The organism is Thermoflexus hugenholtzii (assembly GCF_018771565.1).
Lineage (GTDB): Bacteria > Chloroflexota > Anaerolineae > Thermoflexales > Thermoflexaceae > Thermoflexus > Thermoflexus hugenholtzii_A.
This window is the reverse complement of sequence record NZ_CP076326.1, coordinates 1,204,081-1,228,855: the sequence shown is the minus strand read 5'-3', so window position 1 is coordinate 1,228,855 and position 24,775 is coordinate 1,204,081. Positions and strand designations below refer to the sequence as shown.

Here is a 24,775-nt window from a genome sequence, read left to right as displayed (position 1 = left end):
GGGAGATGGATCTCGAATCGCCGCCTCGCGAACCCGGGGAGGGGGTGGAGTTCCTGACCGTTTGGCCGGATGATGACTGGGCTTCCCTCCGGTTCCGCATCGCCCTCGCAGCCGCCCCGCGGGTGGTCCTGGAGGTCCCGGAGGAGCATCCGGCCATGGGCCCGGTGCTTCTGCGTCGCCTCCAGCATCTCGCCGAGGGGCTCGGGAAGTCCATCGCCCTGGTCACGCCCTCCCGGGAGGGACGGGAAACCGCCCGGGAGCTGGGGATCCCCGCCTTTCCCCATCGCGAGGCCGCCCTGCGAGCGCCATGGGCGGGTCCGGAGGATGTGGAGCCTGCTCCGCCGATCCGGGGCCTTACGGAGCCCCTGCGAAACTGGGCGGAATCGAAACGGCGCCCTCTTCCCCGCTGGGCCCTCTCCCTCAGCCGGGCGGTGGGGGCGCTGGGGTTGCTCGCCCTCCTGACGATGGCGGTCTTCCTGATCCCTTCGGCGGAGATCACCCTGCACCCCCAGGCCCAGGCCATCGGGGTCACCGGCACCCTGGAGGCAGATCCCCGCCTCTCCGCCCGAGATCTCGCCCGTGGGGCGATCCCCGCCTATCCGGTTGCCGTCGTCGTAGAGGGTCGGGCGGAGATCCAGGCTACGGGCCGTCAGGAGAAACCGGCCGGTTACGCGGAAGGAAGGGTCGTCCTCGTCAACCAGCTGAACCAGCCGGTGGAAGTCCCGGCGGGGACCATCGTTCGGGCGGCCAGCGGGGGCATTGCGGTCCGTTTCGTGATCAGCCCGTCGGTGACGGTGCCGGCCGGGTTCGGCGCGACCGCGGAAGCTCGGGTGCGGGCCCTGGAGCCGGGGCCGGTGGGCAACGTGGGGCCGAACCAGATCAATCTGGTAGAAGGGCCGCTGGCCTTCGCCCTGCGGGTGAGCAATCCGGAGCCGCTCTCAGGGGGGAAAATGGAGACGGTGCCCGTGGTCACCGCGGAGGACCAGAAACGCGTGCGGGAGACCCTTCTGGACCAGCTTCGGCAACAGGGCTACGCGCAGATGCGGGCCGGCCTGGATCCGCAAGATTGCGTTCTCCCCTCTACGCTTCAGGTGCGGGTGCTGTTGGAGAGCTACGATCGCCTGATCGGAGAGCAAGCGGACAGCCTGCGAGGGGAGATCCGGGCTCAGGTGACCGGCTACAAGGTGATCCAGAGCGACGTGGGGGCGATGGCGCTGATCGCCCTCAGCCGCCGTGTTCCTCCCGACTCCGAGCTGGCGGCGGAGGGGTTCACGTTCTCCGGTTGCGATCAGCTGCAGGCGAAGGTGGAAACGGGCCCCGAGGGAACCCCGCGCATTCTCCTCACCTTTGAGGCCCAGGGCCGCGCGGTCCCGCGCCTGTCGATCCCGCAGATCCGCCACGCGCTGCGGGGGCGCTCTCCGGGCGGCGCGCTCCAACGGTTGCAGGCCCTTCCCCTCGCCCGGCCGCCGGAGATCCGGATATGGCCCCCCGGCTGGCCGTGGCTTCCGCTCCTCGAATCCCGGATCCGAGTGCGCATCCAGCCGTGACCCTGCTGGCCGTTGTGATGGTGACCTGGAACGTCCGGGAGTGGGCCTTGCGGGCCCTGCACGCCCTGGAGGCCGCCCTGGATCGCTCCGGCCTCCCCGCTCGGATCTGGGTGGTGGATAACGCCTCAACCGACGGGACCGTGGAGGCCATCCGTCGCGCCTTCCCCTCCGTGGAGCTCATCGCCAACGACGTCAACCGGGGGTTCGCGGCCGCCAACAATCAGGCGTTGCGCGCCATGGGTTTCCCCGAAGATCCGGGAGCTCCGCGCTACGTCTGGTTGCTGAACCCTGACACCGAAGTCCAGGGGGAGGCTCCTGCGGTGCTGGTGCGTTTTATGGAGCAGACGCCCCGGGCAGGGGTTTGCGGGCCCCGGCTGATCCATCCCGATGGCGGCTTCCAGCACAGCGCCTTTGAGTTCCCGGGGCTGGCCCAGCTGTTCCTCGATCTCTTCCCCCTTCACCCGCGGCTGCTGGAGAGCCGGCTGAACGGCCGTTATCCCCGCTCCTGGTATGCGCGGGGGGAGCCTTTCCCCATCGGCCATCCTCTGGGGGCGGCCATGCTGGTGCGCGGGGAGGCCATCCGCTCCGTGGGGTTGCTCGATGAGGGATACTGGATCTATGCGGAAGAGGTGGACTGGTGCTGGCGGATGGCCCGGGCGGGATGGGCGCGCTACTGCGTGCCCGCGGCGGTGGTCGTGCACGCAGGCGGCGCGAGCGCCCGTCAGGTGCGCCCGGAGATGGTCCGGGCCCTCTGGGCCAGCCGGCTGCGGCTGTATCGTCGGCACTATCCCGCGTGGAAGTTCCGATTGGCCTGCAACCTGCTGGCCTGGGGGGCCGGGCGGCGGGCCCAGGCCCTCGCCCGATCGCCGGATCCTCAGGCGCCGGCGCTGCGCGCCGCTTACGAGGCGGTGCAGCGCATGGCTCGCGAAGCCTTGCGAAGCCCCTCGCTCCCGTGAGGCGGGGATGCTGGCGGTCGTCATCCTCACCCGGAACGAATCGGCCTTCATCGAGGCGTGCATCGAGAGCGTGCGCTGGGCGGATCGCATCGTCGTCTTCGACTCGTTCAGCGAGGACGACACGGTGGCGCGCGCGCGGGCCTGCGGGGCGGAGGTGCTCCAGCATCCGTTTGAGAACTACGCGGCGCAACGGAATGCGGCGCTGGAACAGGTGGAGGCGGACTGGATCTTCTTCGTGGATGCCGATGAGCGGGCCACACCGGAACTCGGCGAGGAGGTGCGGGAGGCCATCCGGGATCCCCGTTATGTGGGGTGGTGGGTTCCCCGGCGGAATTATCTTTTCGGGCGGCTCACGCGGGGAGGAGGCTGGTGGCCGGATTATCAGCTGCGGGTGCTCCGGCGGGGCTACGCGCGCTATGAGCGCCCGGTCCATGAGATCGTGGTCCTTCAGGGGGAGGCGGGTTATCTCCGCAACCCCCTGATCCATCACAACTACGACTCTCCGGCGGAGTTCCGGGCGAAGCAACGAGCCTACGCCCGGCTGGAGGCTCAGGCCCTGCGCCAGGCCGGCGTCCGCCCTAAACCCTACACCCCGTGGACGATGATGGTCCGGGAGTTCTGGCGGCGGTTCGTCCGGCTGCGGGGCTACATCGACGGCCTGCACGGGCTGCGCCTGGCGTGGTGGATGGCCCGGGCGACCTGGGAGACGTATCGCCTGCTGCAGGATGCGGCGCGCGTCGACGACGGATGAGCCGGACGTCGGCCCGGTCTCAACCGGCCGTGGCCTCGTCCAGGACCTCTATCACGTGCTGGACCGGGATGGAGAGACCGTTGCGGCGCAGGCCCATGGCCAGCTGAAGCAGGCAGCCCGCGTTGGCGGTCACCACTCGCTCGGGGTTCAGCCGGCGGATTTGCGTCACTTTCTCTTCGAGCAGCGCGTCGGCGATCTCCGGATGGGTGATGTTGTAAATCCCCGCGCTGCCGCAGCACAGATCCCCGTCGGGGAGCTCCAGCACGGTCAACCCCACCGCCCGCAGCAAACGCCGGGGCTGGGCGCGGGTCCCCTGGCCGTGGGCCAGATGACAGGGGTCCTGGTAAACGGCCCGCCCGGCGATGCGGCGCAGCGGCGGCCGCAGTCCGACGGCGTCCAGGAACTCCGTCACATCCCGAACCTTCGCGCTGAAGGTCCGCGCCGCCTCCGCCCAGTGGGGATCATCCTTCAGAAGATCCCCATATTCCTTCATCGCCACGCCGCAGCCCGCGGCGTTGACCAGGATGGCGTCGACCTCCTCGCGCGTGAAAGCGGCCAGGTTCCGTCGGGCCAGCGCCTGGGCCCGCCGTCGCTCTCCGGCGTGCACGTGCAGCGCCCCACAGCAAACCTGGCCTCGCGGGATCACCACCTCGAATCCCTGACGGGTGAGGACCCGGACCGTGGCCTCCTGGATGGGGGCCAGCAAGGTGCGCATGACACATCCGGCCAGCAGGGCGACTCGTCCGCGCCGCTCCCCCACCGCCGGATAGCGCCTTCCCGTGGGAAGGAAGCGGGAGGGGAGGCGATCCGGGAGCATCTCCTCCATGTTCCGCAGCGCGGGAGGCAGGCGGGTGATCAGCCCGTTCCGCCGGATCAGGGCGCGGACCCCGCTGGCCTGGTAAAGCCACAGCCCGCGGGAGAGCAGGGCCAGGAGGCTCGGATGGGCAAGGATCCCCCCGAAGACGAGGGCGCGGATCAGGCGCTCTGGGGGTGAGAGCGGGAGCGTCTGGAGGACCTGCCAGCGGGCGGCTTCGACCAGGCGTCCGAAGGACAGGGTGGCGGGGCAGGCGGTCTGGCACGCGCGGCAGGCCAGGCAGACCTCCATATGCTCCCGGAAGTCCGGGTTGATCTCCAGACGGCCCTCCGCCACCGCCCGCATCAGGTAGATGCGCCCCCGGGGCGAATCCGGCTCCCACCCCAGCACCCGGAAGGTCGGGCACTGGTTCAGGCAGAGCCCGCAGTGGGTGCAGCGGAGGATCTCCCCGTAATCCGGCGGGTGATCCGCCGTGAACCCCCGCACCTCCATCCCCTCTCGGACCGTTCTGCAGCGCATCGTCATTTATTTCACCCGCCTGGGGTGAAACTCATGACGGGCTGCTTCCTGCTTCATCGACCCATGACTCGTAGGCCGGCCTTCACGGGCCGTTCCGCCGCCAGAGGGATCTCCACAGGCGTCACTTCCCGGGGAACTCCCGGTAGGGCCTTTCAGGGCGGCCAACCCATAACTACGCAGATTGAGGGCCGCGTTGAGGTCGCGGTCCACCTCCAGCCCACACGCCTCGCACCGGAACACCCGCTGGGAAAGGGGGAGCGCAGGGCCGACCCAGCCACAGCGCGAGCACCGCTTCGTGGACGGGAAGTCCCGCGGCGCAATGAGGAGCACGGCCCCATACCAGGCGCACTTATACTCCAGCATCCGCCGGAAGGCCCCCCACCCCGCATCCAGAATGGCCCGGGAAAGGCTCCCGTTCCGCGCCAGGCCCCGCACGTTCAGGTCCTCCACCACCAGAACCGGCTTGGCTTTCGCCAGCTCCGTGGCGACCTTGTGCAGGAAGTCCCGGCGGATGTTCCGAACCCGGCGGTGCAGCCGGGCCAGACGCAACACGGCCTTCTCGTAGTTGCGAGAGAAAACCGTCCGCCTCCGCTCCTCCCCCGTCTCCGGGTCTTGTTCCACCACCGTCCGCTTCTGCTTGCGGGAGAGCTGCCTCGAACGCCGCTTCAAAAGCCGCAAGGCCCTCTCCAGAGGCTTCGGGGCCTCCATCCGCGCTCCATCCGACAGCACGGCAAAAGCCTCCAGCCCCACGTCGATGCCCACCACATCCTCCGGTCCCCGGACCTCCCGGGGCTCGGGATCCGGGCGCTCCACCTCACAGGTCAGGCTCACAAACCAGCGATCCGCCTCTCGGGAGATGGTCGCCGAGAGGATGCGGGCCTTCCCGGACTGAAGGAGCTCCAGGAGCTGGTCCGTCCGCTCCTTGGTGCGGACCTTGCCGATGCGAGGGAGCTGCACGTGCCGGGGAGTGACCCGGATGGAGCCGGTCAGCCGGGCCTTGTTGTCCGCCAGAGCCTTCTTGCGTTTGAAGCGGGGGAAGCCGGCCCGGCCCTCCCGCCAGTTGCGGACAGCCCGCTCCAGATCCCGGAAGGCCTCCTGGGGGGCGCATTTGGACACCTCCACCCACCAGGGGGCGTGCTTCCGCTTCCACTCGTTCCAGTCCTTGTGGAGGTCCACCGCCGAGGGATCTGCTCGCCGCGCGCTTGGGCTTCCAAACAGCGGGTCAGGCCCCAGTTGTAGGCGAAGCGGGCGGCGCCCACGTGCTTCGCCAGGGCGATCCGGGCCTCCCGGTTGGGGTCCAGCTCGAAGCGGAACGCCTGTCTCACCCGCATCCCATCGCCTCCAGCGCCTGCCTCGCCCGGCGCCGGGCCGACCGACGCCCGTGCAATCGCCCGCAGGCCGAGGTGAGGATTTCCAGGACGTCTTGCGCCAGGTCGTCTGCCACTTTCCCATCCTCTATGACAACAACATGTCGCCCCGAAGCGGCCATAGCCGCTTCCAGCAAGTCAAATCCGAACCGGGCCAGCCGATCGCGATGCTCCACGACAATCCGAACCACTTCCGTTCAGCCCGGAGCCGATTTCGGTCGCCGCTTTAACCTCTGTCCAACCTTGTTCTTGGGCAAAGGCCTGAAGGCGTTGAACTTGCCGTTCCAGATCCTCTTTCTGGTCAGCGGAGGACACTCGGGCATAAAGCACGGTGATACCTTCTGGGTGAGGCGCTTCTACCCAGATGGTCCCAGCAGGCAATGGGCGGGCAGGGACAGGAAGCTTTCCTGCCCGAAACCACCGCCAGGCGGTGATATCGCTTATCCCCTGCTGACGAGCCCAATCCGAGAGTTTCATGGCCGAAATAAATGATAATAAAATTGCCAACAGTTGTCCACCCTCTCCTGCGCCGCCATATGGGTCCCTCCCGCTGGAGCTCAAGGGCCGGCATTCAACTCACCAGCATCTGACATTCAGAGAGAAGTTCGGACACCCACCCAAATGGGGTCAGGTCAACCCCGAATGGAAGCCCCTCGAATGGCCCGAAGCCACCATCGGAAGCCCGCCGAGGTGGGCTGTAGCGGGTCCCAATAATGGCGTGTCCGAACTGCATTCGCTTGTCGAATTGCGGCTACCAGCGTTATAGTGCTCAGAGATCCCCGTTGACCGGGAGCCTTTTCATGCACGTAGAATGGCGTGGACGGATTGTGGTGGATCCTGAGCTGCACCATGGCGAGCCCTGCATCCGCGGGACTCGCATTCCTGTTTCCGTTATTGTAAGCAGCTTGGCCCATGGCATAAGTGAAGAAGAGTTGCTCGAACAGTATCCACAGTTAACTCGCGAGGATATCCGAGCCGCTCTGGCTTACGGAGCTGAGCTTCTACAGCCCAAGAGCATCTAAAGGCTTTCCAGTGCCTCCCGCAGGCGGGCGGCGATCTCCGCCATCTCGGCCTCGCTGGCGTAGCGCTGTCGCGGCCAGAAGAAGCCCCGCAGGCCGTCCCCCTTGCGCCGGGGCACCACGTGGATGTGCAGGTGCGGCACGCTCTGGCTCACCCGGTTGTTGATGGCCACGAAGGAGCCCTCCGCGCCCAATCCTTTCTCCATCGCCCGCGCCAGCCGTTGGGCGTTCCGGAAAAGCGGTCCGATCTGCTCCGGCGGCACATCCATAAGGGTCTCGTAGTGCTCCCGGGGGATCAACAGGCAATGTCCCGGGAACAGCGGCCGGTGATCCAGGAACGCAACGGAGTGGGAATCCTCCAGCACGATCCAGGCGGCCGCCTCGCCGCGGGCGATCTGACAGAACGGACATGGCTTCCGCGCTACCATCCCATGCGCCCCGGGCTCAATCGTCCGTGTGGGTCCAGCTGGGCTTTGATCCGTTGCATCGCGGCGATCTCGGGCCGTTGGGGCGCCCACAGGCCCAGGGCGCGCCGGGCGGCCTCCGGGCCGTTGAGGAGGGTGAAGTGCCCGCCTCGGGCCAGGGCGAAGGATCGAAGGGCCTCGCCCCAGCCCAGGAGCGCCTCCAGCGGCCCATGGGCCCGCGCATAGATCACCCCGGCGGTTCCCTGAGCCTGCCCGATCACCCGAACATCCGGAAATGCTTCCAGCGTCCGGAGGGCCTCCGCCACCTGAGCGGGCAGAACGCCCAGCCGCACCCACAGGCCATCCGGAGGGGGCGGGTAGGGCAGGGCGGTGAGGCGGGGCACGTGGGCCCAGAGCAGGGCGGCCGCGTCCCCGGAGAGGCGCTCCCGGACCTGAGCGGCGGCGGCCAGGTTTTCAGCGTCCCGCAACACGCGCTCCACGGAGGCCGGCCAGCCTCCTGCCCGCACCAGGACCCAGATGCGCGCTTCAGGGGTCTCAGGAAGCGAGACCTGCCGGCGGAGCTCCGCCCAGGCCGCGGCGTTCAGGACCTCAACGGCCAGCGGGAAGCCGGGATGGCGGAGCAGGCCCAGGGTGAGGGGCATGGCATCCTCCGCGCGGGCGAACCCGAAGAGGGCGGTGGCCTCGGTTTTGGGCCGGGGCCACAGCTTGAAGGCGGCTTCCACGATCACCCCCAGGGTGCCCAGGGAGCCGCAGAAGAGCCGCGGCAGGTCGTAGCCGGCCACGTTCTTCACCACCTCTCCACCGCCCTGGACGACGGTTCCATCCGCCAGGACCACCCGAATGCCAATCAGGAGATCCCGAGGGGGGCCGTAACGGGCCCGCAAGGGGCCGCTCAGGCCGGTGGCCAGGATCCCTCCGATGGTCGCCGAATCCCCCGGAGGGGGATCCAGGGGGAGCCACTGGCCGTGCGCGGCCAGCTGGGCGTTCAGGTCCGCCAGGCGGATCCCGGCCTCCACGCGGACGGTGAGGTTGGCAGGGCGATGGCGCACGATCCCGGAGAGGCCGGTCAGGTCCAGGGCGAGATCATAGCAGGAGGGCGCCTCGCCGTATCCCTGGTGGGCCCCGCTCCCCCAGGGCACGACGGCCCATCCGGAGCGAGCGGCCTCACGCAGCGCCTCCGCCACCTCCTCCACGGTGCGGGGATGGATCACGGATCGGGGGGATCGGCCGTCCAGCCGGTAGCGCTCCGTCAGATCCACAGCTCCTCCTCCGGGGGCATCTCCGGGGATCCGGCGCGGTAGCGGATGGGCTCCGCCATCCGCGCCCGGCGGCGACTCCATGTTTCCAGACACATCTTGGTGGAAGGGAACATCTTGCACGGGTTGAGGCGGTTCTCGGGGTTGAAGGCGGCTTTGATGCGGGCCATGGCTTCCAGATCCGCAGGGGAGAAGAGGAGCGGCATCAGATCCCGCTTCTCCAGGCCGATGCCGTGCTCGCCGGTGAGGGAACCTCCAGCCTCCACGCACGCCCGCAGGATCTCCGCTCCGGCCTCCAGGACGCGGCGGGTTTGCTCGGGATCCCGTTCGTCGAACAGGATGAGGGGATGGAGGTTGCCGTCGCCGGCGTGGAAGACGTTGGCGATAACCAGGCCGTAACGCTGCCCGATCTCCTGGATGCGACGCAGCACCTGCGGCAGCTGATCCCGCGGCACCACGCCGTCCTGCACGTAGTAGCTCGGCGCCAGCCGTCCCATGGCCCCGAAGGCTCCCTTGCGGCCGGACCACAGGCGCTCCCGCTCGACGGGGTCGGTGGCCACCCGCACCTCCCGGGCGTCATAGTGCTCGCAGATGCGGGCGATGTGATGCGCCAGATCCTCCAGCCCCTCGGTTAACCCCTCCACGTCGATGAGGAGGACCGCCCCGGCGTCCGTAGGGTAGCCGCAGCGCTTGGCGCTCTCCACGGCCTGGATGGCTGTGCGGTCCATCATCTCGATGGCCCCGGGGATGGTGCCGTCGGCGATGATGGCCGAGACCGCCTCGCTGGCCTGGTCCACGGTGTCGAAGACGGCCAGCAGGGTGACCACGGCCTCCGGCTGAGGGAGCAGGCGCAGGATCGCCTTCGTCACGATCCCCAGGGTTCCCTCGGAGCCGACGATCAACCCGGTCAGATCGTAGCCCGGCCAGTCCAGGGCGGCGCCACCCACCTCGATGACCTCCCCGTCCGGGAGCACTACCTCCAGCCCGAGGACGTGGTGGGTCGTCACCCCGTAGGCCAGGCAGTGGGGCCCTCCGGAGTTCTCGGCGACGTTGCCGCCGATGGTGCATGCCTTCTGGCTGGAGGGATCCGGGGCGTAGTAAAGGCCGTAGGCGGCGGCGGCCTGGGAGACGGCCAGGTTGACCACCCCGGGCTGGACCACGGCCCGCAGGTTCACGGGATCGATCTCCAGGATGCGCCGCATGCGGGTGGTCACGATCATCAGGCCGCCCTGGTCGGCCACCGCCCCGCCGCTCAATCCGGTCCCCGCGCCGCGCACCACGATGGGCAACCCGTAGCGGTTGGCGATGCGCACGGCGGCGACCACCTGCTCGGTGGAGGTGGGGAAGACCACGAAATCGGGGCGGCCCTTATCGATGGAGGCATCGTATTCGTAGAGGAGGAGGTGATGCGCTTCCCACAACACCCCGCGGGGCCCGAAAACTTCCCGCAGCTCTCGCAACACCGCTTCCCGCTTCACATCCCGCCTCCCGTTAAGCCTGTGGGGGAAGAGGAGATGTCCTCCACCTGGATTATAATGGAAAAGATCCGGGGGTGTTCTGTAGATGCCGAGAGCGGCGCCCGGGAAAGCCCAGGAGCCAGGAATGATCCGGCGGATTCGGATCGATGGGTATAAGTCTCTTCGGGGCGTGGAGCTGGCCCTCCGTCCGCTCACGCTGATCATCGGGCCCAACGCCGGCGGCAAGAGCAACCTGTTCGATGCCCTCGGGCTGCTCAGCCGGATGGCGACCCGGCCCTCTCTGGCGGATGCCTTTCGGGAGCATCGGGGGGATCCGCTGGAGGCTTTCTATTACGGCGAGGAGGGGCTCCCAGGCCTGTTGCGCCGGGATCATGTGGAGTTCACTATGGAAGTTGATGTAGAGCTGAGCGATACAGCGATCCGGCGTGCGGAGCAGTTGATGGACATCTATCGAGGCGGCAATGGGGAGTTGCGCCCGGCCAAATCCTCTCGTCGGATCACGGAGCGTCTTCTGCGCTATCGCCTGACAGTGGCGATCCACCCCAAGACCGGAGTCCTGCGCGTTCAGGATGAATCCCTCCGGGCCTTGACCGAAGTTGGCGGGGAGTTGCGCCCCGATGAGCGTCGCCGTCCCTTTCTGGAGCGGATAGGAAATCGTTTGCGGCTGCGGATGGAGGGTCAGGCCCGTCCGATGGAATATGAAATCGGGTTGAATCACACGATTGTCTCCCTCCCGGTTTATCCGCCTCATTATCCCCACTTGGTGGCCTTCCGCGAAGAATTGGCCAGCTGGCAGTTCTATTATTTTGAGCCCCGTCAGATGCGGGAGGAGAGCCCGGTGAAAGAAGTGGAGGTTCTCACCCCATCCGGAGGGGATCTCGCCGCCTTTTATTACACGCTCCAGCGCCGGGATCCGCTTCAGTTTGACAACCTGCAGCGCGTCCTGCGGGCCCTGGTTCCTTCGGTGGAGGGATTTTCGACCGAGCTAACCGATGAGGGGAAAGTCCGTTTGAAGATCCGGGAGGGAGGAGTGGATTTCTCCGCTCGCTTGATCTCTGAAGGCACGCTGCGACTGCTGGGGCTCATTGCGATCCTGAGCCCCTCCAATCCGGCTGCTGTCATCGGCCTCGAGGAGCCAGAAAACGGAGTCCATCCCCGGCGGTTAAAGATCATCGCAGACCTGCTGCGGGAGGCCTCTCGACGCAGGCAGGTTCTCATCAACACGCATTCCCCTCTTCTTCCGGATTATCTGGGCGATGAAGCTCTTCTCATTCGATGTGTCCGGAGGGACGGAAGCAGCTCGTTTAAGGAGCTCACGGAAGCCGTGGGCCTCTTTCGCCGTCCGGCTGTGGGCGAGGCGCTGGAGGAGGAGGAACCCTCGATCTCGCAGCGCATCTTGCGTGGAGACTGGGGATGAGTCGGGTTCTTCGGGTGGTATATTTCTTTGAAGATATCGCTCACGAGCGCTTTGTGCGGAGCCTGACGAAGAGGGTTGCTCGGGAGTGCGGGGTAGAGATCGAAGAGGATGTTCGGAACGCAACTCATGGAAGCAAGGTCTGGAGCGAGTGGCGACAATTCCTCAGAGAGATTCGGAAAGGGTGGGTGCCACAACCGGATGTGCTGGTTGTTGTAGTGGATGGGGATTGCAGAGGCGCTGCGCAAGTCCGTCGTCAGCTGGAGGAGGAAGCGGTTCGGATCGAGCCCCGTCTTTTCCGCTTGGTTTGTGCGGTTCCGGATCCTCACATCGAGCGCTGGTATCTGGAGGACGCCGAAGCGCTTCCTCGGGTGGTGCCAGGGGCTCGCCCACGCCCTCTCCGTTACAAATGTGAGCGCGATCGGTATAAAAATGCGCTGCGCAATGCGATCCGTGCGGCGGGGGTGGAGCCGATCCTGGGCGGCGCGGAATACGGCGAGGCGATCGCGGAGGTGTTGAGGCCGGAGAGGATGGATCGATCCTTCCAGAGGTTCTGGGAAGACTTGCGCGCGGCCCTTTGTGCTTTGCACGCAGCCTTCGGTTGATCGGGGGCGTGTTCTAAAATCGCAGGACAACCTGCAAGTCTTCAGGAGGTTCGTAATGGTCAGGCGGGGATCCGGGGGGAAGCCAGCGCCTGGCCCGTGGGAGATCTCCCGCGGGTGACGAGGGAGGCGGTTCCCCGCTCCGGCGGGGCTAACCCGGCTTCTGAGCCGGGGAAAATCGAGGCTTCGGCGGATGCCGCCAGGGGTCCGGCCGCGACCCCTACTTCCCCCCTCCAGAAGCCGGCCGACAAAACCGCCGGGCAACCGGCGGGACAAAACGGCCGGCAGCGGCCCTCGATCGATCCTCCTGACAGGCCCTCCCGGCCGGACGCTGGCCCGGGAAGGGCGAAGGATGGTCTTCCGGAAAATTCCCCCTTCATTTCGGGAGGCTGCCATGTGCGGCATTGTCGGATACGTCGGGCACCGGGATGCGGTGCCCATCCTGATCGAGGGCCTGAGACGGCTGGAATACCGGGGCTACGACTCCGCCGGGCTGGTGGTGGTCCAGGACGGCCGGCTGGAGGTCCGGCGGCGCGCGGGGAAGATCCGCCAGCTGATGGATCTGCTGGAAGCGGAGCCGGCCTCCGGGTTCATCGGGATGGGCCACACCCGCTGGGCGACTCACGGCGCCCCCGCGGATCATAACGCCCACCCGCACCGGGATTGCACGGGGCGCATCGCCGTGATCCACAACGGGATCGTGGAGAACTTCCTCGAGCTGCGCCAGGCTCTCCAGGCGGAGGGCCATCGCTTCACCTCGGAGACGGACACCGAGGTCATCGCCCATCTCATCGAGGCGCACCTCCGCGCCGGGGCCGACCTGGAGACCGCCGCCCGCCGCGCCTTCCAGGCTCTGCAGGGCGCCCATGCCATCGTCGTCCTCTCCGCCGACCACCCCGATCGCCTCATCGCCGTCCGCATCGGCAACGCCGGAGGGGTGGTGATCGGCCTGGGAGAGGGGGAGATGTTCGTCGCCTCGGACATCCCGGCCATCCTGGAGCACACCCGCCGCATGCTCTTCCTGGAGAGCCGCCAGATGGCCGTGGTGCGCCGGGACGACGTCCGGGTGTGGACTTTGGAGGGGGAGCCGGTGCACCTGCCGGTGCAGACCATCCCCTGGGATCCCGTGGCGGCGGCCAAGGGGCCCTACCGGCACTTTATGCATAAGGAAATCCACGAGCAGCCCCGGGCCGTCACGGATACGCTGCGGGGACGGGTGGATTTCGAGCGCGGCCGGGTGACGCTGGAGGAGGTCCCGCTGAGCCCCGAGGCGGCGCGGCGCATCTCCCGCATCGTGATCGTGGCCTGCGGCACTTCCTATTATGCCGGGCTGGTGGGCAAGTTCTACTTTGAATCCCTGGCCCGCATCCCCACCGAGGTCGATTACGGCAGCGAGTTCCGCTATCGCGACCCCGTGCTGGATGCGGACACGGTGGTGCTGGCCATCTCCCAGAGCGGGGAGACCGTGGACACTCTGGCGGCGATGGAGCGAGCGCGGGAGGGGGGCGCGCGGTTGTGGAGCATCGTCAACGTCATCGGCTCCCAGGCCCACCGCATGGCGGATGCCTGCATCCTGATGCACGCCGGCCCCGAGATCGGGGTGGCTTCCTCCAAAGCCTTCACGACCTCCATCGTGGACGAGCTGCTGCTGGCCCTGCGGCTGGCCGAGCTGCGGGGGACCCTGAGCCCGGAGGAGCTTCGCGAGCACGTCCGCGAGCTGGCCCGCCTGCCCGACCTCCTGGGCCGGGTCCTGGACCGGGAGGCCGAGGTGGTGGAGGTCGCCCGGGCCTTTTACCGCTATGAGGACTTCCTCTACCTGGGGCGAGGGTTGCTTTACCCCATCGCCCTGGAGGGGGCGCTCAAGCTGAAGGAGCTCAGCTACATCCACGCGGAGGGGTATCCGGCGGGGGAGATGAAGCACGGGCCCATCGCCCTGATCGATGAGCGCATGCCGACGGTGGCCCTGGCGTTGCAGGACCCCGTGACTTATGAGAAGATGCTCAGCCAGATGGAGCAGGTGCGGGCCCGCCGGGGGCAGGTGATCGCTCTGGTCACCGACGGCGACCGGGCGGCATCCGCACGCGCCGATGTGGTCCTCTCGGTGCCGCATGCTCCCCGCTGGCTTCAGCCGGTGGTGGCGGTGGTGCCGTTGCAATTGCTGGCCTACCATATCGCGGTGCTGCGCGGATGCGATGTGGATCAGCCCCGCAACCTGGCCAAAAGCGTTACGGTGGAATGAATCCGCTGGGGACGAGGTCAGGGGAGCAGATGTCCTGGACCGTGGTGATGGTCGGCCCCTTCGGCCTGCGCCCGCGAGGGACGATGGCGGCGCGGGCGCTGCCGATGGCGAAGGCCCTGGCCCGCCGGGGCCACCGGGTGGTCCTGGTGTTGCCGCCCTGGCCGAACGTCGAGGACGCGGGACGGACCTGGGAGGAGGAGGGCGTGCGCATCCTCTACGCGTCGCTCCCTCCACGGGCGTGGCCACCCCTCGCCTGGACCCACCGAATGGTCCGCCTGATCCTCCGCGAGCGGCCGGATGTGGTGCACGCCTTCAAACCCAAAGCCTACGCCGGGTTTGTCCACTGGATCCTCCATCAGTTGCGCCGGGCGGGGCGCTTTCGGGGTGCCCTGGTGGTGGACACCGATGACTGGGAGGGCCCGGGGGGATGGAACGATCGGAACCCCTATACGCCCTGGCAGCGGCGTCTGTTCGCCTGGCAGGAGCGATGGGGGATGACCCGCGCGGACGCCCTGACGGTGGCCAGCCGTGCCCTGGAGACCCTCGCCTGGGCCATGGGAATCCCCCGCCGTCGGGTGTTCTACGTGCCCAACGCTGCCCTCCTCCACGCCCCGCCGCGGGCGCAACCCCCGGGACCGCCTTGTGTCGTCCTCTACACCCGTTTCCTGGAGTTCCGCCTGGAGCGCCTCGTGTATGTGATGGGGGAGCTGGCCCAGCGCGCGGAGGATCTCGTCTTTCTTTATGTAGGCAAAGCGCTCGGTGATGAGGAGGAGCGGTTTCGCGTCGCCCTCGCCGAGGCTGGCCTGAGCGGGCGGGTCCACTGGGAAGGCTGGGTGGAACCCGCCCGACTCCCGGAGGTCCTGGCCCGGGGTCATGTGGCCCTTTATCTCATGGACGACGACCTGATCAACCGGGCCAAGTGTCCGATGAAGCTCATCGACCTGCTCGCCGTCGGGCTCCCGGTGGTGGCCGACGCCGTGGGTCAGGTCCCCGAATACATCCGTCACGGGGAGACCGGATGGCTGGTCCCCCCGGGGGATGCAGCGGCCATGGTCGAGGCGGCCTGGATGTTGCTGCAGCGCCCGGAGGAGGCGTGGCGGATAGGGGAGAACGCGCGACGGATGATCCTCGCCGCCCATCAGTGGGAGCACCGGATGCCGATCCTGGAGCAGGCTTATGCCTACGCCGTGGAGCGAGCGACGGCGCGTCCTTGAACGGGCTGCGCGAGAGGCCCCCCGCGGGGTCCGCTGGGCCCTCACCCTGGCCTGGATGGGGGTGATCTTCCTCCTGTCCGCCCAGCCCCATCTGCCCCAGGCTCCCGAGCCGTGGCTGGACACGCTCCTTAAGAAAACCGCCCACGCCCTGGAATACGCGATCCTGGCTGCGCTGGCCCGCTGGGCGCTGCAGGCGGAGCCCGTGAGGCGCCCGGGCCTGCTGGGATGGCTGTGGGCCGTCCTCTATGCGATCACCGACGAGGTCCATCAAAGCGTAGTCCCCGGGCGTCACCCCAGCGGCTGGGACGTCCTCATCGACAGCGCGGGCGCCTGGCTTGGAGCAGGGGGATGGCCGATGGGGCACGCCCTCAGAGGCCGGGAAGCCGCCCGCTGGGAGGAGCCGGTTTCCTCCATCCGGGGGGACCCATGAAGTCTTCGCGCGGTTGGCTGGGCCCCGGATGATCGCCGAGAACCGCCGAACGGGAGGTTGCGGATGCCGCGGCTGAACCACGTCGCTATCGTGGTGGAGGATCTCGAAGCGGCCCTGCCCTTCTTCCGGGATCTGCTGGGCCTGCCCCTGGCGCGGGTGGCGGACGTTCCGGCCGAGCAGGTCCGCGTGGCTTTCTTCCCCATGGAAGGGGGAGAAATTGAGCTGGTGCAGCCCACGGATCCAGAGTCCGGCGTCGCGAAGTTCCTGGCCCGTCGGGGCCCGGGCCTGCATCACATTTGCGTGGAGGTGGAGGATCTGGATGGGACCTTGAAGCGGCTGAAGGAGGCCGGCGTGCAGCTCATCCATGAATCCCCCCTGGTGGGGAGCGATGGGACGCGGTATACCTTCATCCACCCCCGCAGCGCCTTCGGGGTGCTGGTCGAGCTGTATGAGCGGGCGTCCGGCTCGTAAGGGAGAGCCCGGGGATGGAGGTGGTGTTCGACGGCCGGGTGATCCAGGATCGCTTCCCGGGGATCGGACGCTACGCCTTCCGCCTGCTGGAAGCCATGCTCTCGCTGGAGCCGGGTCTGCGGCTGCGTCTGCTCTACGTGCCGCAAGCGCCCAACCGACGCTGGGATCTGCGGGCGCTGGATCGGTTCCCGGCCGTGCAGCGGATCCCGGTTTCCATCCCTCCTTTTGCGCCGGCGGAGCATTGGGCGATCCCCTGGCTTCTCCGGCGATGGCCGGAGGCCCTGGTCCACGTGCCCCACTATGCGGTCCCCCTGGGTCTGCTCCGGCGGTCGGCTCCGCTCGCGGTGACGTTGCATGATTTCGCCCCGCTGCGCCTGCCCGCTGCCTGGTCCGCGCTCCAGCGGTGGCTCTACCGGTTCTGGCATCGATGCGTCCTGGCCCGGGCGGATGCGGTCTTCGTGATCTCCCGGGCCACGCAGGAAGACTTGTTCCGCCTCTTCGGCGTCCCCCGCGGCCGGGTGGCAGTGACCCCTGAAGCGGCCGACCCCCATTTCTTCCCGCGCCCTCCCCAGGAGGTGGCGGAGGCCCTTTCTCATTACGGCATCCGGCCGCCGTATGCCCTCTGGGTGGGAGTGAACAAGCCATCGAAGAACATCGATCGATTGCTGGAGGCATGGGCGCGCGTGCGGGAGCGGCTTCCGGATTCATCGGCGACGCTGATCCTGGCCGGCCCGCGGGATCCCCGTTACCCGCTGCGGCTCCGGCCGGGCGCGCGGGATCTGGGGATGGTCCCTGAGGAGGATCTGCCGGCCCTCTACACCGGCGCGCGGCTGTTCGTTTTCCCTTCCCTCTGGGAGGGTTTCGGCCTGCCGGTCCTGGAGGCGATGGCCTGCGGGGTGCCGGTGGCGTGTTCGGACATCCCGGCGTTGCGGGAGGTGGCGGGGGAGGCGGCGATGTTCTTCGATCCCCGGGATGTGGAGGGGATGGTCCGCGTCCTCGAGGTCGCCTGGCGAAGGGCCAAGGATCCCGTGTGGCGGGCGGCGGCGCGGGCGCGCGCCGGGCAGTTCTCCTGGCAGGAGACCGCCCGGCGTACTCTCGAAGTTTATCGCGGGCTGGGGTGAACGCAGGGAAGGCTCCGCATCCGATCTCAGAGAATCCGCGCGCATCCCCGATCGCCTGCTGGTCCCTCTCCAACCCAGAGGCCTGAATCCCTTTCTGAAAACGTATCCTTCTAAACGGTGCGCGTCTCTCTACCCCCTGGATATAGGCCGAAAGGAATTTCGGCCTACAAAAGCCCCACAACGCCTTTGTTTCCCGACGGGCATGGCTTTCGCCGGGATCGATTTGCTCCCCTATCAACGGGCAGGGTCCTGTGTGATCGGTGCTTCCTGTGAGAGAAGCTTTAGTCCCAAATCGCATGTTCTTGATCCCGCAAGGAGTTCGCGGCTGAAGCCGCTCCTACGAAAATCCGTTTCTGTTGTAGAAGGGGCTTTAGCCCCGAACCTCCGTCCTCGATGACGCAAGGGTTGCGACGGAAGCCGCTCCGGCAACTCCCAGCCTCTGGTTTTCGATGACGTAAAGGTCGCGGCTGAAGCCGCTCCTATAGGTGGTGATCTTTTTGGTAGGAGGGGCTTTAGCCCCGAATCTCCGTCTTCCAGAAGGCGAAGGTTGCTTTCTTGTGGGAGGGGCTTCCATCCCGAACCTCTGTCTTCGATAGCGCGAGGGTCGCGGCTGAAGCCGCTCCTACAATACGGATGCCGGGATGAATTTCTTACGCAGGGCGCTTTGGCCCTGAACTGCCGTCCTCGAGACGGCAAGGGTCGTGTCGAAAGCCGCTTCTGCGAAGCGATGGGGATTGCCCGGAAGTCCGGGATCTCTCCTGTCCGCATGGCCGGGGCGCTGGGAGGATCCCCACGGTATGCTGAGCGTGGAGACCTGAAGGAGGAGAGGCGATCGGCCTCGCTCCCCGGGCAACCGAAACAAAAGGAGGTCCCAATGGAGCGCGAGTTTCCGAATCCGTTGGTCGCCTTGTCGGAGGCCCTGGCAGAGGCCGCCGCGCGAGGGGCGGCGGCCACGGTCACAGTGGACGCGCGGGATCGCTGGCCAGCCAGCGGGGTCGGCTACGCGGCAGACCTGGTGCTGACGGCGGACCATGTCATCGAGCGAGAGGAGATCCGGGTGGTGTTGCCGGACGGCCGGGAGCGGACAGCCGTCCGCATCGGCCGGGACCCCGCCACGGATCTGGCGCTGTTGCGGGTATCCGAGGGATCGGTTCCGGTGCTGGAGATCGCGGAGAGGGAACCCCGGGTGGGCCAGATCGTCCTGGCCCTGGGGCGGCCCACCCCGGAGGGCATCCAGGCCAGCCTGGGGGTGATCACCGCGGTCGGCGGTCCGCTCCGCACGCCCTGGGGCGGATGGCTGGAGCGCTATCTGCGCACCGATGCCACCATGTATCCGGGCTTCTCGGGAGGCCCGCTGATCGATGGGGAAGGGCGGGCGGTCGGGATCAACACCTCCGGCCTGGCCGGGATCCCGCTGTCCATCCCCATCCGGCTGGCCTGGCGGGTGGCGGAGGCCCTGGCCCGCGAAGGACAGGTCCGCCGGGGCTACCTGGGCGTCCGCACGCAATCGGTTCCCCTCGCCCCGGCGCAGCAGGCGGCCCTGGGACGTCCTCAATCCCATGGGTTGCTGATTGTGGGGGTGGAGGAGGGGAGCCCGGCAGCCCAGGCCGGGTTGCGCCCGGGGGACATCCTGACGGCCTTCCAGGGCCATCCGGTCCAGGATGCGGAGGATCTCCAGGCCCAGCTCTTCGGGGATGTGGTGGGTCGCCCGGTTGAGGTGGAGGTGCTCCGGGGGGAGGAGCGGCGGACGCTGTCGCTGATCGTGGGGGAGCGTCGGGAGACACGGGAGGAAGCACAATGGCCTTTCCGGGGTGGACCGTGGCGGGGCTTCCGGCGGCGGTGGATGCCGCCCTGGGGGCCGTCCTGGAGCAGGTGATCCCGGGCGTCGTGCGGGTGTGGAACGGCCGCGGGGGGTTCGGGGCCGGCTTCCTCGCGCGGCCGGGGCTTGTGGTCACCAGCGCCCACCTGCTCGCCCGCGGGCCGCATCGGGTGACCCTGTGGACGGGAGCGCACCTGCCCGCGGTTCCGGTGATCGTGGAGCCGGAGCTGGATCTGGCGGTGCTCCGGCTCCCACAACCGGTGGGGCCCGCGCTTCCCCTTCGCGATCCGGCCACGCTTCGGGTGGGATCCCTGATGCTGGCCCTGGGGCATCCATGGGGCGAGCCTTATTCCGTCACCCTGGGGGTGTTCAGCGGATGGGTGATCGTCCGAACCGGCGGCCCGCGCGGGACGCTCCGTCTGTTGCGCACGGATGCGGCGCTGGCGCCGGGGAACTCCGGTGGCCCGTTGCTGGACGCCTGGGGACGGGTGGTGGGGGTGAGCGCGATGGTGGTGGGCGGGGATCAAAGCCTGGCGGTCCCGGCGGACGCGGTAGATGGGTTGATCCGGGAGGGGAACGGATGATCCGCGCGGCCGTCGTGGCGGCCGTTCCGGCCCTCCGGGCCGGTCTGCGCGCGATGCTGGAGGGGGAGGAGATCCGGGTGGTGCAGGAGGCCTCCTCCCTGACGGATCTGGGGCGCTCCAGCGCGGAGGTTGTGGTCGTGGCCGGGGCGTTCCCGTCCCGGGATATGGGATGGACAGGGCGAGGGCTGCCCGGCGAGGGGCCGGCAGCCCTCTTTCTGGTGGAGGATCCGGAGGAGGGGGAGCGGTTGCTCTCCTTCGGGGCAGGGCTCCCGGTTTATGGGGTGCTTTTCCTCGAGACCCCGGCGGAGGCGCTGCGGGCGGCTGTGCGGGCCCTGGCGGAGGGGCTCATTGTGATCGATCCCCGTTTGATGCCCGGGTTCGAGGCGCGGCTGGGGGACATCGAAGAGCCGGGCGAGCCGCTCACGCCCCGGGAGCTGGAGATCCTGCGGCTGCTGGCCGACGGCCTGGCCAACAAAGAGATCGCGGCCCGGCTGGGCATCCGCGAGCGCACCGTGAAGTTCCACGTCTCCTCCATCTATCGCAAGCTTCACGCCGCCAACCGCGCCGAGGCCGTCCGCCAGGGCCTGCGCCGGGGCCTGATCGCTCTATAGACTTTACTGTTCGCCTTTTGCTCGGGGGAGCAAAGGAGACCGCTAATGTAGATTGGGCTATCATGAGTTACGAGGATGCCAACCAGGAGGAGTGCGACATGGGCGTGATCCGCTTGGGCCTTCGTCAGTTCAGGGATCGTCTGGGATATTACCTTCAGCGAGTCAAAGAAGGAGAGACAATCATCCTGATGGAACGCGGTGAGCCGATTGGGCAGATCCTTCCCTTCTCCGAAGATCCTCGAGGCCGCATGATTCAATTGATGCGTGCGGGGCTGATCGAGTGGAATGGCCACCTGCTGCCCCCCTATCAACCCGCAGTCCGGCTTCATGGTCCGGGGACGCTTGCGGAACGGGTTCTGGAGGATCGGGAATGAGAGTCCTGTATCTGGACACCAGCGCTCTGGTCAAGCGTTATGTTCAGGAGGCGCACAGCGATCAGGTGGCCCGGCTGCTGGAGGGAGAGGTGCTTGCGGGAACCGTTATCCTCGCCCAGGCGGAGATGGCTTCCGCAGGTTCGAGCGGCCGAACAAGAGGGGTTGCTGTGCTGGGCGCCTGGATCCCGGGCGGGATCGATCGGGTGAGAAGGGCTTGCGGGCTGGATCCAGGGCCGGGCTTCAGCGGGCTTTCGGGCGGGTCTCGTCGATGAGGGCGGCCAGGCGACGGTAGGCCTGGGCGCCGGGGTGGCTGGCCATGAGCTCCAGGAGGCTTTTGCCGGCCACCGGTGCCTCCGCGAAGCGGATGGTCTGGGGGATGAAAACCGGGAACACCTTCCGACCGAAGGCGGCGGTCAGCTCCGAGAGCACATCCCGATGGTGTCGGACGTGGAGCTGGACCATCGTCGGGAGGATGCCCAGAAGCTCCAGGGAGAGCCCCAGTTGCTGACGCAGCCGCCCCACCGCGATCAGCAGGCCCTTGAGGCTACGGAGCGATAGATAGTCCGGCCGGATGGGCACCAGGAAGGCGTCGGCGGCCGTGAGGGCGTTCACCGTCAGCGGGCCCAGGCCGGGCGGCGCATCGATCAGGATGTAGGCGTAGCGTTCCTGGGCCGGCCGCAGGACCTCCCGGAGCCGATGTTGCCAGCGGGGCCGTTGATGCAGGCTCATCTCCGCCTGATGGAGCTGGAAGGTGGCGGGGGCCAGATCCAGACCCGGGCGTATGCTCCGGATCACCTGGGCCAGGGCGATGCCTCTGAGCAGCGCGGCCTCGATGCCGGAGGGGAGGTCCTCGTTGATCCCGAAGGCCGCCGTCAGGGCCGCTTGAGGATCCAGATCCACCAGCAGGGTGGGCGCTCCCCGTTCCGCCAGGGCCACCCCCAGATGAACCACCGTGGTGGTTTTGCCCACTCCCCCTTTCTGGCTGACAACGGCGATCGTCCGGGCCAATCCTGCCTCCCATGTTTCGTCTTTCGGATTCCAACCCGGCCCCGGGTTCATCCTGGAGCCGGGATGCGCTCACGTTCCCTCGGACGGGATGGAGGAGGGCTCCGGTCCTTCGAGGGCGCCCCACCAGCGGCGGAGGCGCTCGGCGATCTCCCGTTCGTAGCCCTGATCCGAGGGCCTGTAGAACCGGATCCGGGGGAGGCCGACGGGCCAGTAGGACTGGCGGATGAAGTGCCCCGGGAACTCGTGGGGATATTGATAGCCCTGGCCGTGGCCCAGGGCCTCCGCGTCCCGGCTGGCGTCCTTGAGGTGCGCGGGAACCTCGCCGGCTCCATGCGCTCGCAGGAACTCCAGGGCCCGGAAATAGGCTCCGGCGCTGTTGCTTTTAGGGGCGGTGGCCAGGTAGAGGGTGGCCTCCGCGAGGTGGTAGGCTGCCTCCGGCATCCCCACCCACTCCAGGGCCTGGGCGCACGCCGCCGTGACCACAATGGCCATGGGATCCGCCAGCCCGATGTCCTCCGCTGCCAGGATCAGCAGGCGTCGCATGATGAAGCGGGGATCCTCCCCGGCGTCCACCATCTTCGCCAGCCAGAACAGGGCGGCGTCGGGGTCGCTGCCCCGGATGGACTTGATGAAGGCGCTGATCGTATCGTAATGAGCTTCCCGGTCGTAGGCCAGGGCTCGCCGCTGGACCACTGCCTGGGCGATGTCCATCGTGATGCGGATCACCCCGTCCGGTCCGGGGGCGGTGGCGCTGACCGCCAGCTCCAGGGCGTTCAGAGCGCTGCGGGCGTCCCCTTCGCTGAGCCGGGCCCAGAAGCGGAGGACTTCCTCTGGGATCTCGATGGGCTGTCCGCCGTAGCCGTTCTCGGCATCGGTCAGGGCGCGGCGCAGCAGAGCCAGGATCTCCTCCTCGGTGAGGGGACGGAACGAGAACACTCGGGAGCGGGAGACCAGGGCGGGGACGACGGCGAAGTAAGGGTTCTCGGTGGTGATGCCGATAAACACCACCGTCCCGTCCTCCACGTGAGGAAGCAGGGCGTCTTGCTGGACCCGGTTGAAGCGGTGGAGCTCATCGACGATGAGGAGGGTGCGCTGGCCGTAGAGGCGGCGGCGTTCGCGGGCTTCCTGGATCACCCGGCGCAGATCGGCGAGCCCGGCGGTGACCGCGCTCAGGTTTTCCACATGGGCGCCGGCAGCCTGAGCGATGAGCAGGGCCAGGGTGGTTTTGCCCGTGCCCGGGGGACCCCAAAAGATCATGGAGTTGAGCAGTTTGCCCTCTTCGATCAAGCGCCGGAGCGGGGCTCCGGGCCCGATCAGGTGGTCCTGGCCGAGGAACTCCTCCAGGCGCCGGGGCCGGAGGCGGGCCGCCAGAGGAGCTTCCCGCTTCCAGGCCTCCGCCCGCCCGTGTGTGAACAGGTCTCCTGTCCCCGTCATGGACGGGTCCCCTTTCCGGAGCGCACGAGGTTACGGTCTTCACCGGGGCGGCGGCGGAGAGGACGGAGGGGCGCCGGGTTGAGGATCCATGGGTTCCCGATGGGCCCCCCGAGGACGTGCTCGACAGTGCTCCGCGCGGATGATCGCCAGGATGTCCGCCACCGCCTCGTCCAGATGCTGGTTCCGGTTGACGACCACGTAATCGAACTCCGCCCAGTGCTTTAATTCCTCCTCCACCGCCTGGAGCCTCCGGGCGATGGATTCCGGGCTCTCGGTGCCGCGGGCGCGCAGGCGCTCGATGAGCTCCTCCCGGGAGGAAGGGATGACGAAGATGAACACCGCTTCGGGGATCAGGCGGCGGAGGGTGGCGGCGCCCTGCACATCCACCCGCAGGATCACATCCTTACCGCTGGCCAGGGCGTTCTCGATCTCCCAGCGGGGGATGCCCTTGTAATCCCCGTAGACCACCGCGTATTCCAGGAACTCCCCGGCCCGGATACCGGCCTCGAACCGTTCCCGGGAAAGGAAATGGTAATCCACGCCGTCGACCTCGCCGGGGCGCGGGGGACGGGAGGTGGCGGTGACCACGAAGTGAAAGGGGACCTGTAGCTCCTTCATCCGCCGGATCAGGGAGTCCTTCCCGGCCCCGGAGGGTCCGGAGATCACCACCACGAGGGGCTGGGTCGGGCGCTGGGCCAGCCCCTCAAGGGTGACGGCCGGAGAGAAAACCGTTTCCATGGTTTCCGCGCCTTCCCGTTTGCTCATCTCGCTCCGCATGCGGTGGGATCGCTTCTCATTTTACCTGAACCCGGGCGCTCCCCGCCGGACCCCTTGGATCGGGCTATAATCAGAAATTGCCTCCACGGTGGAATCCTGTTGGGGAGGGTTCCGCATGCCGATCTATGAGTATCGTTGCCGTCGGTGCCGGCGTCGGGTCACGGCTTTCTTCCGCACTTTTTCGGAGGTCGACCACAGCCAGGTCACCTGCACCTACTGTGGGAGCTCCGATCTGGTCCGTCTGATCTCCCGGGTTCGTGTGCTTCGCTCGGAGGAGGCGCGGCTGGAGTCTTTGGCGGACGCGGACTGGATCGGGGATGTGGACGAGAAGGATCCTCGCTCCATCGGCCGCTGGATGCGGCGGATGACCCAGGAGCTGGGGGAGGAGCTGGGGGATCTGGGCCCGGAGTTCGAGGAGGTCATCGAGCGCCTGGAGGCCGGCCAGACGCCGGAGGAGATCGAGAAGGCGATGCCCGAGCTGGCCGGCGAAGGCGAGGGAGGGGAGGAGGAGGGCGAGGGATCTGCCGGAGAGGAATGAGGGGTGA

The 24,775-nt window shown here is 67.8% G+C and carries 22 protein-coding genes and 2 pseudogenes; 15 read left to right on the top strand and 9 right to left on the bottom strand.

Annotated elements, in window-relative coordinates:
- The first annotated feature begins 5 nt into the window (after nucleotides 1–5).
- The 3 genes from KNN16_RS05555 to KNN16_RS05545 are packed head-to-tail and all read left to right on the top strand — an operon-like array spanning nucleotide 6 to nucleotide 3,254.
- Nucleotides 6–1,547, top strand: coding sequence for a baseplate J/gp47 family protein (locus KNN16_RS05555; protein WP_303899738.1), 1,542 nt, complete (start codon nucleotides 6–8; stop codon nucleotides 1,545–1,547).
- A complete protein-coding gene (locus KNN16_RS05550) occupies nucleotides 1,481–2,503 on the top strand; it encodes a glycosyltransferase family 2 protein (RefSeq protein WP_303899735.1) in 1,023 nt (340 codons plus the stop codon). The genes KNN16_RS05555 and KNN16_RS05550 overlap by 67 nt, the downstream gene beginning before the upstream one ends.
- Nucleotides 2,504–2,510: 7 nt before the next feature.
- Entirely contained in the window at nucleotides 2,511–3,254 is a 744-nt protein-coding gene (locus tag KNN16_RS05545) for a glycosyltransferase family 2 protein (protein ID WP_299288238.1), read from the top strand.
- A gap of 19 nt (nucleotides 3,255–3,273) precedes the next feature.
- Here KNN16_RS05545 and KNN16_RS05540 read toward each other — a convergent pair whose 3' ends face one another.
- From KNN16_RS05540 to KNN16_RS05530, 3 genes and pseudogenes are all read right to left on the bottom strand, one after another.
- A complete protein-coding gene (locus KNN16_RS05540) occupies nucleotides 3,274–4,560 on the bottom strand; it encodes a (Fe-S)-binding protein (RefSeq protein WP_303899732.1) in 1,287 nt (428 codons plus the stop codon).
- A 33-nt stretch (nucleotides 4,561–4,593) separates the two neighbouring features.
- A pseudogene (locus KNN16_RS05535) lies at nucleotides 4,594–5,918 on the bottom strand (RNA-guided endonuclease InsQ/TnpB family protein).
- Nucleotides 5,909–6,431 (bottom strand): annotated as a pseudogene (locus KNN16_RS05530) (IS607 family transposase). Before KNN16_RS05530 ends, KNN16_RS05535 begins: the two co-directional pseudogenes overlap by 10 nt.
- A gap of 236 nt (nucleotides 6,432–6,667) precedes the next feature.
- Here KNN16_RS05530 and KNN16_RS15120 point away from each other — a divergent pair.
- Nucleotides 6,668–6,976, top strand: a complete 309-nt coding sequence (locus tag KNN16_RS15120; protein WP_369685873.1) for a DUF433 domain-containing protein — start codon at nucleotides 6,668–6,670, stop codon at nucleotides 6,974–6,976.
- Here the strand turns inward: KNN16_RS15120 and KNN16_RS05525 are convergent.
- The 3 genes from KNN16_RS05525 to KNN16_RS05515 are packed head-to-tail and all read right to left on the bottom strand — an operon-like array spanning nucleotide 6,973 to nucleotide 10,132.
- The gene (locus KNN16_RS05525; RefSeq protein WP_299286683.1) at nucleotides 6,973–7,401 is read right to left on the bottom strand and encodes an HIT family protein; all 429 of its coding nucleotides are present in this window, start codon (nucleotides 7,399–7,401) and stop codon (nucleotides 6,973–6,975) included. The genes KNN16_RS15120 and KNN16_RS05525 overlap by 4 nt on opposite strands.
- A complete protein-coding gene (locus KNN16_RS05520; protein ID WP_303899725.1) occupies nucleotides 7,395–8,657 on the bottom strand; it encodes an FAD-binding oxidoreductase in 1,263 nt (420 codons plus the stop codon). The genes KNN16_RS05525 and KNN16_RS05520 overlap by 7 nt, the downstream gene beginning before the upstream one ends.
- Nucleotides 8,648–10,132, bottom strand: a complete 1,485-nt coding sequence (locus tag KNN16_RS05515) for an FAD-binding oxidoreductase (RefSeq protein ID WP_303899722.1) — start codon at nucleotides 10,130–10,132, stop codon at nucleotides 8,648–8,650. The genes KNN16_RS05520 and KNN16_RS05515 overlap by 10 nt, the downstream gene beginning before the upstream one ends.
- 124 nt (nucleotides 10,133–10,256) lie before the next feature.
- Here KNN16_RS05515 and KNN16_RS05510 point away from each other — a divergent pair, with 124 nt between their 5' ends.
- The 10 genes from KNN16_RS05510 (at nucleotide 10,257) to KNN16_RS05465 (ending at nucleotide 21,011) form a co-directional block, all read left to right on the top strand.
- The gene (locus tag KNN16_RS05510; RefSeq protein WP_303899720.1) at nucleotides 10,257–11,549 is read left to right on the top strand and encodes an AAA family ATPase; all 1,293 of its coding nucleotides are present in this window, start codon (nucleotides 10,257–10,259) and stop codon (nucleotides 11,547–11,549) included.
- Between the two features lie 993 nt (nucleotides 11,550–12,542).
- Entirely contained in the window at nucleotides 12,543–14,387 is a 1,845-nt protein-coding gene (gene glmS / locus KNN16_RS05505; protein WP_303899719.1) for a glutamine--fructose-6-phosphate transaminase (isomerizing), read from the top strand.
- Between the two features lie 29 nt (nucleotides 14,388–14,416).
- Complete coding sequence (locus KNN16_RS05500) at nucleotides 14,417–15,601, top strand: glycosyltransferase family 4 protein (RefSeq protein ID WP_303899716.1); 1,185 nt, start codon at nucleotides 14,417–14,419, stop codon at nucleotides 15,599–15,601.
- Nucleotides 15,564–16,031 (top strand): VanZ family protein, encoded by a 468-nt coding sequence (locus tag KNN16_RS05495; protein WP_299286704.1) that lies wholly within the window; start codon nucleotides 15,564–15,566, stop codon nucleotides 16,029–16,031. The genes KNN16_RS05500 and KNN16_RS05495 overlap by 38 nt, the downstream gene beginning before the upstream one ends.
- Nucleotides 16,032–16,094: 63 nt before the next feature.
- Complete coding sequence (mce, locus tag KNN16_RS05490) at nucleotides 16,095–16,502, top strand: methylmalonyl-CoA epimerase (RefSeq protein ID WP_303899712.1); 408 nt, start codon at nucleotides 16,095–16,097, stop codon at nucleotides 16,500–16,502.
- A gap of 14 nt (nucleotides 16,503–16,516) precedes the next feature.
- Nucleotides 16,517–17,623, top strand: a complete 1,107-nt coding sequence (locus KNN16_RS05485) for a glycosyltransferase family 1 protein (RefSeq protein ID WP_303899710.1) — start codon at nucleotides 16,517–16,519, stop codon at nucleotides 17,621–17,623.
- An 874-nt stretch (nucleotides 17,624–18,497) separates the two neighbouring features.
- Entirely contained in the window at nucleotides 18,498–19,499 is a 1,002-nt protein-coding gene (locus tag KNN16_RS05480) for a S1C family serine protease (protein ID WP_303899707.1), read from the top strand.
- Complete coding sequence (locus KNN16_RS05475) at nucleotides 19,421–20,026, top strand: S1C family serine protease (protein ID WP_303899705.1); 606 nt, start codon at nucleotides 19,421–19,423, stop codon at nucleotides 20,024–20,026. The genes KNN16_RS05480 and KNN16_RS05475 overlap by 79 nt, the downstream gene beginning before the upstream one ends.
- Nucleotides 20,023–20,637: a response regulator transcription factor gene (locus KNN16_RS05470; protein ID WP_303899703.1), complete on the top strand. Its 615-nt coding sequence runs from the start codon at nucleotides 20,023–20,025 to the stop codon at nucleotides 20,635–20,637. The genes KNN16_RS05475 and KNN16_RS05470 overlap by 4 nt, the downstream gene beginning before the upstream one ends.
- Nucleotides 20,638–20,735: 98 nt before the next feature.
- Nucleotides 20,736–21,011: a type II toxin-antitoxin system Phd/YefM family antitoxin gene (locus KNN16_RS05465; protein ID WP_303899700.1), complete on the top strand. Its 276-nt coding sequence runs from the start codon at nucleotides 20,736–20,738 to the stop codon at nucleotides 21,009–21,011.
- 240 nt (nucleotides 21,012–21,251) lie between these two features.
- On the opposite strand, the gene KNN16_RS05460 is transcribed toward KNN16_RS05465, so the two are convergent.
- From KNN16_RS05460 to KNN16_RS05450, 3 genes are all read right to left on the bottom strand, one after another.
- On the bottom strand, nucleotides 21,252–22,019 hold the full coding sequence (locus KNN16_RS05460; protein WP_303899698.1) for a ParA family protein: 768 nt from the start codon (nucleotides 22,017–22,019) through the stop codon (nucleotides 21,252–21,254).
- A 69-nt stretch (nucleotides 22,020–22,088) separates the two neighbouring features.
- Nucleotides 22,089–23,453 (bottom strand): replication-associated recombination protein A, encoded by a 1,365-nt coding sequence (locus KNN16_RS05455; protein WP_303899696.1) that lies wholly within the window; start codon nucleotides 23,451–23,453, stop codon nucleotides 22,089–22,091.
- Nucleotides 23,454–23,492: 39 nt separating this feature from the next.
- Complete coding sequence (locus KNN16_RS05450) at nucleotides 23,493–24,218, bottom strand: guanylate kinase (RefSeq protein WP_303899693.1); 726 nt, start codon at nucleotides 24,216–24,218, stop codon at nucleotides 23,493–23,495.
- Between the two features lie 127 nt (nucleotides 24,219–24,345).
- Here KNN16_RS05450 and KNN16_RS05445 point away from each other — a divergent pair, with 127 nt between their 5' ends.
- On the top strand, nucleotides 24,346–24,768 hold the full coding sequence (locus KNN16_RS05445; RefSeq protein ID WP_088572167.1) for an FmdB family zinc ribbon protein: 423 nt from the start codon (nucleotides 24,346–24,348) through the stop codon (nucleotides 24,766–24,768).
- Nucleotides 24,769–24,775: the final 7 nt, after the last annotated feature.

Coding starts and splice junctions, on each gene's coding strand:
- KNN16_RS05545 (WP_299288238.1), top strand. CDS start 2,511: ATGCTGGCGGTCGTCATCCTCACCCGGAACGAATCGGCCTTCATCGAG.
- glmS (WP_303899719.1), top strand. CDS start 12,543: ATGTGCGGCATTGTCGGATACGTCGGGCACCGGGATGCGGTGCCCATC.
- KNN16_RS05475 (WP_303899705.1), top strand. CDS start 19,421: ATGGCCTTTCCGGGGTGGACCGTGGCGGGGCTTCCGGCGGCGGTGGAT.
- KNN16_RS05540 (WP_303899732.1), bottom strand. CDS start 4,560: ATGGAGGTGCGGGGGTTCACGGCGGATCACCCGCCGGATTACGGGGAG.
- KNN16_RS05485 (WP_303899710.1), top strand. CDS start 16,517: ATGGAGGTGGTGTTCGACGGCCGGGTGATCCAGGATCGCTTCCCGGGG.
- KNN16_RS05510 (WP_303899720.1), top strand. CDS start 10,257: ATGATCCGGCGGATTCGGATCGATGGGTATAAGTCTCTTCGGGGCGTG.
- KNN16_RS05445 (WP_088572167.1), top strand. CDS start 24,346: ATGCCGATCTATGAGTATCGTTGCCGTCGGTGCCGGCGTCGGGTCACG.
- KNN16_RS05470 (WP_303899703.1), top strand. CDS start 20,023: ATGATCCGCGCGGCCGTCGTGGCGGCCGTTCCGGCCCTCCGGGCCGGT.
- KNN16_RS05555 (WP_303899738.1), top strand. CDS start 6: ATGGATCTCGAATCGCCGCCTCGCGAACCCGGGGAGGGGGTGGAGTTC.
- KNN16_RS05495 (WP_299286704.1), top strand. CDS start 15,564: ATGCCTACGCCGTGGAGCGAGCGACGGCGCGTCCTTGAACGGGCTGCG.
- KNN16_RS05465 (WP_303899700.1), top strand. CDS start 20,736: ATGGGCGTGATCCGCTTGGGCCTTCGTCAGTTCAGGGATCGTCTGGGA.
- mce (WP_303899712.1), top strand. CDS start 16,095: ATGCCGCGGCTGAACCACGTCGCTATCGTGGTGGAGGATCTCGAAGCG.
- KNN16_RS05550 (WP_303899735.1), top strand. CDS start 1,481: ATGGCCCCCCGGCTGGCCGTGGCTTCCGCTCCTCGAATCCCGGATCCG.
- KNN16_RS05525 (WP_299286683.1), bottom strand. CDS start 7,401: ATGGTAGCGCGGAAGCCATGTCCGTTCTGTCAGATCGCCCGCGGCGAG.
- KNN16_RS15120 (WP_369685873.1), top strand. CDS start 6,668: ATGGCGTGTCCGAACTGCATTCGCTTGTCGAATTGCGGCTACCAGCGT.
- KNN16_RS05500 (WP_303899716.1), top strand. CDS start 14,417: ATGTCCTGGACCGTGGTGATGGTCGGCCCCTTCGGCCTGCGCCCGCGA.
- KNN16_RS05450 (WP_303899693.1), bottom strand. CDS start 24,218: ATGAGCAAACGGGAAGGCGCGGAAACCATGGAAACGGTTTTCTCTCCG.
- KNN16_RS05480 (WP_303899707.1), top strand. CDS start 18,498: ATGGAGCGCGAGTTTCCGAATCCGTTGGTCGCCTTGTCGGAGGCCCTG.
- KNN16_RS05455 (WP_303899696.1), bottom strand. CDS start 23,453: ATGACGGGGACAGGAGACCTGTTCACACACGGGCGGGCGGAGGCCTGG.